The sequence below is a fragment of the Georgenia sp. Z1491 genome, assembly GCF_049856175.1.
Classification (GTDB): Bacteria; Actinomycetota; Actinomycetes; order Actinomycetales; family Actinomycetaceae; genus JB111.
Genome location: NZ_JBNDNA010000031.1, coordinates 1 through 5,829, shown reverse-complemented (window position 1 = coordinate 5,829; position 5,829 = coordinate 1). Strand labels below are relative to the sequence as shown.

The 5,829-nt window shown below is 67.1% G+C and carries 6 protein-coding genes and 1 pseudogene; 2 read left to right on the top strand and 5 right to left on the bottom strand.

Features of this window, described 5'->3' with window-relative positions; translation table 11 throughout:
• Positions 1-635, top strand: a 635-nt coding sequence (locus ACPYO4_RS16215; RefSeq protein WP_425710286.1) for a hypothetical protein, incomplete at its 5' end; no start/stop codon positions are given.
• A 202-nt stretch (positions 636-837) separates the two neighbouring features.
• Here the strand turns inward: ACPYO4_RS16215 and ACPYO4_RS16210 are convergent.
• From ACPYO4_RS16210 to ACPYO4_RS16190, 5 genes are all read right to left on the bottom strand, one after another.
• The gene (locus ACPYO4_RS16210) at positions 838-2,259 is read right to left on the bottom strand and encodes a hypothetical protein (protein WP_425710285.1); all 1,422 of its coding nucleotides are present in this window, start codon (positions 2,257-2,259) and stop codon (positions 838-840) included.
• A 202-nt stretch (positions 2,260-2,461) separates the two neighbouring features.
• On the bottom strand, positions 2,462-3,949 hold the full coding sequence (locus tag ACPYO4_RS16205) for a Rep family protein (protein ID WP_425710284.1): 1,488 nt from the start codon (positions 3,947-3,949) through the stop codon (positions 2,462-2,464).
• Positions 3,946-4,353: a hypothetical protein gene (locus ACPYO4_RS16200; protein WP_425710283.1), complete on the bottom strand. Its 408-nt coding sequence runs from the start codon at positions 4,351-4,353 to the stop codon at positions 3,946-3,948. Before ACPYO4_RS16200 ends, ACPYO4_RS16205 begins: the two co-directional genes overlap by 4 nt.
• A 176-nt stretch (positions 4,354-4,529) precedes the next feature.
• Complete coding sequence (locus ACPYO4_RS16195; RefSeq protein WP_425710282.1) at positions 4,530-4,877, bottom strand: hypothetical protein; 348 nt, start codon at positions 4,875-4,877, stop codon at positions 4,530-4,532.
• A complete protein-coding gene (locus ACPYO4_RS16190; protein WP_425710281.1) occupies positions 4,874-5,086 on the bottom strand; it encodes a helix-turn-helix domain-containing protein in 213 nt (70 codons plus the stop codon). Before ACPYO4_RS16190 ends, ACPYO4_RS16195 begins: the two co-directional genes overlap by 4 nt.
• 144 nt (positions 5,087-5,230) lie before the next feature.
• Between ACPYO4_RS16190 and ACPYO4_RS16185 the strand changes: the two are divergent.
• Positions 5,231-5,829 (top strand): annotated as a pseudogene (locus ACPYO4_RS16185) (IS5 family transposase); the annotation flags it as partial.

The window sequence follows — 5,829 nt, the reverse complement described above, 5'->3', positions numbered from 1 at the left end:
AGTCTCGTGTCATGGATGAGCCGACTCTCGCCGATCTGGGCATCGACTTCACTACCTTTGGGGCTGACGATCTCGAGATCTGGTTGAGCCTCTACCGCGTCGAAGACGATGGCGGTCTCCTGCGTGGCTTCCGGGCTGAAGTCACCTACGTCGACCTTGTCAGCAGCGTGCACGACGTCGGCACCATGACCGGCTGGTGCACCCGATGGGCCGACTCCGGACGGTTGGCTGACGCGGGCGACTGCTTGAGCACGGATGCCGCCATCCTCGCCGCTGTGGCCGAAGACATCGTTGACTCGCCTGAGGTGGGGATCATCGAGGACGTGCTCATGATCGACCGGGTCACGCTCGCTGAGGAGTGGCGCGGGCACAAGCTCCTCGGCGCGATCGTGACGAACGTCGTCGACCTGCTTCAGGTGTACCCGAGCTCGACGATTGCCGTGACCCAGCCCGAGCCGCTGTCCCTGTCCTCCGGCAAGGCGCTGGAAGAGGGGCCGTTACGCGATGCGGGGATGGCCAAGTTGCACCGGGCATGCGCCGCAGCAGGGTTCCAGCAGTGGGAGGACACCATCGTCTGGTGGCGCACCTTCGATGACGGCGACGCGAACGTGCCCTTCGAGGACCCGTGGACGTGAACCGGGCAGCACCTGGCCTCAGGGTGGTCAGGCATGCCCGCGGCGTGGCCTCGCTGCGCCAGCCGACGGATGCCAAGCATCCTCGGCCATTGATGGGCGCCTCTCGGTCACAGAGCGCCCATTCGTGGCTCGGATCGGGTGCCACTTTGGACCGTAGGCGCCCAGCTTTGACCAGTGGAGCCCGGCTCTCCCGACGGTCGGGTCACTCACCGAGTTCGGGACCATCCTGCGAAGTGATCGCCTCGATCTCGGTGGCAGTACTACGCATCCTCGCAATGGCGTCGATGTTGCGCTGCGCGCTGCGTCCCTTCTTCGTCTGCGGGTTGAGCTGCTCCCAATCGTCGACCACGGGCTGGATCCGGGCGCTGAGCGCGGCGAACTGCGCGGCCGCTGCCTCGTAGGCCGCACGGTCCCTTCGGACCCGCTCCTCGTCTTGCTCCCGCTGGCGCTGCAGCGCTGCTCGGGCCGGTCCCAGCGCCTGCTCGACCCGCTCCTGGACCTCGGCTTCGATGGTGGCCTCCGCAGCCGCCATACCCTCGGCACGGCCCTCCTGCACCGCCTGAGCCCGCAGCCGCGGGATCTCCGCCTCGCGGCGGTCGAGGACGCCCGCGCGGTCGTCGAGCTCGGCACGCTCTCCCTCGATCCACGTACGCGCGTCGTCGACTCCCGACCTGAAGTTCTCCACCTGGGCCGCCACCCGATGCGCGCGCTCAGTGACTTCGCGCTTGGCGTCCAGGGTCTCGGTGTACTCGACCTTGCCGAGACCGGAGAGGTGACGCTCGGGGTCGTAGTCGCGCTCGACCGGGTACCCCAGGCGGTGCATGTGCTCGCGCAGACCCTCCTGGTATCGGGCCATCTTCGCCTTGGCCTGCTCCATCACCTGCTCGACCTCGCCAGTGCCCGTATCGATGACTGGCTCCCCGGTGGCCCTGTTGACCTTGTCGACCGTGACGTCGCGATGGGTTCCCCACATCCGTGAGGCGTCCACGCGCAGCTTGCCCGGGTGCTTCGGATCAGGCCCGAGGGTGTCGGCCATGATCTGGATGTGCGGGGTCGACTCGTCGAAGTTGACGTCGTAGCCATGGATCGCCGCCTGACCACCGGTCAGGACGCTGCCGGAGTAGTAGCGCACGACCTCGTCGAAGTACCGCAGCGCCTCCTGCCGGTCCCTGGCGACCCACCGGCTGCGCGTCCTCGGCTCACCCGAGTCGTCCAGCGCTGGCTCGCCGGTGTCCTTGTCGACGATGGGGTAGTAGCTGGGGATCTCCTCGCAGAGCGTCTTGGGGAGGTGCACCACGATCAGCGTCGTCTCGAACGAGTTGTCGTTCCACTTCCGGTGGACGTTGTCGATGCGCTCGTCGCCGTAGTCGAGGACCTCCCTCGTCGACGTCGGGCGACGGAACCCGCCCTCGGTGTCGTTGACCATCGCCACGTTCAACGGGGTGTCCTCGAGCACGATGTTGCGGTTGATCGCGGCGTGGATCTTCGCCGCCTCGGGGTCCAGCTCGCGCATCGACTCGTGGAGCAAGGAGGCGCGATCGGCACGTGTGCCGCCTGTGCCCTTCGTGCCCCGATGCTGCAGATGTCTGATGTTGCCGCCAGCGCGTCCGGTGATCGTGCTCATGACGCCACCCGCTCTCCGTTGATGTGGTTCCAAACGGGTGGAAGCGGATCGTCTTTAGCCCCGTAAAGACGATCACTCGCTGCGCTCGTGATCGTCCGGGGCCCTCCGGGGGAACCTGTATGGACCATGAGGGCGTCGCCGACCGCGATACGGGTCTCCGGCGACGTCATGATGACCATCGCGGACGAGGTGCTCTCCGTGTTCATGCGGCACCTCCCTCGACGGCTGCGGGCGTCTCGGCAAGAACGATGCCGCGGTCAGCCAGCTGGCTCCTCAACGACCGTGCCCGCTGGCGCTCAGCATGGGCTGAGAATCGACGGGTCTGGTCGATCTCCAAGCCCGCGTCAGGCGACCTGTCCGCGACCTCGCCCAGGACGACGTCCACGGCGAACTCGTGATCGAGGTCCCTGACGGTGACCAACTCCCCGTGGGAGACCCGCACCCGCTCGGAACGAGAGCCATCGACGCGATGGGGAATCGCAATCAACCGTTCCCGGGACACGGTCTGCCCGACCGTGCTGACGGCGTAGTGCGGCTGGCCGTCGATCTTCTTCGCCTCAACCATCAAGGTGATGCGGCGCACGAGCTGATCCAGGGAGTCACCAGTCGAGCGCTTCCCGGGAACGAAGAAGCCGAACTCGACGGGATCGACCGCGACGGCGATGAGGATCAGTCGCGGGGCCGCGTCGCGCTTGTTGGCGTAACGAGCCGAGATGGGGCCGGCCTGGCGCGGATCGAGGAGCTGGAGGAAGTCGGCCCACTCCAAGACCCGGGAGCTGGGCTCGTTCATCATGAAGATCTGCTCGCCGTTGTAATCGTCCGGCCCGTTCTTCGCAGTGGCGCGGAAGATCGGCCAACCCAGGCGAGCAGAGAGTTCCGCGGCGACGGATTCGACCAGGTAGCTCTTGCCCTGATCGCTGGCTCCCATCGCCCAGACGACCGTCTTCTGGAAGATCCCCGCCCGGAGCTTCTCGACCTCGAGGTGCATCTCGCGCTTGGCGCGGTTCTTCAGCGCCAGGTTCACCTTCGCCTCGTTTCGCGTGTAGATGTCCATCAACGTCTTGTCCTTGAGGATGTCCAGCTCGTCGACCTCGCCGTCGAGCACCTTCTGCACGAGGGTGTCGCCCAACTCGTTCCACTCCTTCATCGGGATCGCGGCCTTGCGGCCGATCACGGCGCGGCGGGCCCAGGCATCGCGGTGCTCGGCCTCGATCTCGGCGTAGTCCTTCCCCCGGAGCGTGATGACCTCTTCGACGCCGTACTGATGCTTGTCGGGGTCCTTGGCGTGGATCAGGTAGGCCTGCGCGTTCTCGATGCGACCGCCACGAGGCGGACCCTTCACGACGCTCTTGTCCCAGCCGAAGGCCTGATCCATCGCGGCGCACTGCAGCTTCCCCTCGACCTGCCGCCCGGCGCTCTGCTGGATGATGACGTGGACGTGGTCGTCCTTCGGGCACCCGTCCGCCAGGAGATCCTTGTCGTGCTTGATGATCCAGAACCCTTGGCAGCCGCCGCCCGCTGCTTCGTATCGGCGCAGGACCTCTTCACCGATCGCCCGCGTGTCACCCGAGAGGATCAGTGCCACGTCCCAGCCCGGCCAGTACTCCGGCTTGAGCTGCTGAGTGAATGTCACGTACGCCGGCGGCTTCCGGCCGCTGGGGCCACTCCGCCTCTTCGTTGCCTGGCTCATCGCGACCACCGCCCCACGCGCGCGCCATTGCCTCCATCGCGAACCAAATGGCGCGCGTAATGGCGCGCGTCGGAGGCCCGGTCGAGACTGTGCTGACGGGCCACGGAACGCAGCGCGGCGCGGGTCGAAACCCCTGGATTATGAGGCAGTTCGTAGTGCGGGGGGCTATCGGCAAGCTTGAGCCCCCCGCGCATTGGAACCGGCGCTGCGCGCCATTTGGTAGCAATGGTGGAGCAACTCTTCATCGGCGCGACACGCCGGTGGTCACCAACGGACGGATCGATCTCGCTCTGCTCGTCGAGCGCCAGACCAGGCTCCACGACATGCTCAGGACCGGCCTTCGGCCGGCTGGGGGACAGGCGGTAGGCGCTGGGCGCCTTCGCCGCGGTCGAGGTCACGATCACGCTCGGAGCAGGGCATTCCAAGGCCCTCAACGGGCTTCCTCCCACCCGTGTCGTGGACCAAGACAGATGGGGACGACTCGCGGTCGCGGTCGGGGGTCCTGCGGCACTGGTCGCGTTCGCCATCGACCCACCCATGCCCTCCTGAGGGGCATCGGCATCGAGGGGGACATCTCCCGTCATGGCTTGCTCACCTCCGACCAGCCGGTGGCGTGAGTCATGGCGTTCAGGACGAGCTTGGTGTGCCACTCATCGAGGCCGGTCAGGACCTCCGCCAGGGGGACGGTGCGGTCGAGGTCGACCAATGACGCGGCGATCTGCAGGAGCCGCTGCTCGCCGCCGGAGAGCCATCCGGACTCGTCCACACGGGAGGTATCGAAGTAGGGCCCGTGCTCATCGGTGCGGATCCAAGGTCCGCTGAGCAGAGCTCCATGGACGGACTGGGCCAACAGGTCGATGCCGGCCTCCTCGGTCGGGATACCGGTGGCTCGTTTGCGGAGCTCGATGCTGACGTCGTCGGGGCTCATCGGCGCTCACCACCGGTGGCGGTCTCGAGCTCGCGCAGCCAGGCATCGAGGCTCTCCACGCGGTAGACAATCTTGCGGCCCATCCGTGCGAACGGCGGACCCTCGCCGCGGTGTCGCCACTGCGACAACGTGCCTTCGGTGGTGGCAAGGAAGCCCGCAGCCTCTTTGGCTGAGAGGACGCCGCGGTAGACGAGGGGGGTTTCAGACATGACTCTCCTGCAGGATCGTGCTCTGCAGGTAGAGAACCCGGTGCGCCGTCGCAGGCGATCAAAATCGGGGGAACTACCAGTCGGGAGATGCCCCTAGGGCGTGTCTCCTAACTGGTTGGGGTTGCGGGCGGCAGGGTGGGGGTCATGTCGCGGACTCGTGTGTTGTCGGATGCTGCGTGGGCTCGGATCGAACCGCTGATGCCGGCCCCGTCTCGCAAGGGAGGTCGTCCGTTCCAGGACCACCGCCAGGTCGTGGAAGGGATCGCTTGGCGGTTCCGCACGGGCTCTCCGTGGCGGGACCTGCCCGAGTGCTTCGGACCGTGGCAGACGGTGTGGAAGCGGCACCGCCGGTTCAGTAGCGACGGCACGTGGGACCAGATCCATGCGGTGCTGCTGGCCGAGGCCGACGCGGTCGGGGAGATCGACTGGGCGGTGAGCGTGGACGCCACGGTCAATCGCGCCCATCAGCACGCCACGAACCTCCCGCGGGACACAGGGGGCACCGTCGAACTACACGAATCTGCTCATCGAGCCCGCTAACCACGCAGTCGGACGCTCCCGTGGAGGGTTGAGCACCAAGATCCACCACCTCGTCGATGGCCGCGGGCTTCCGCTGGTCGTGCTGGTGGGCCCGGGCCAGGGCGGTGATGCGCCGATGTTCCCGGTGCTCATGGGCCACCTGCGCGTCGCTCGCTGCGAGTCGGGCCGGCCCAGGACCCGACCAGAGCGGGTCCGCGGGGACA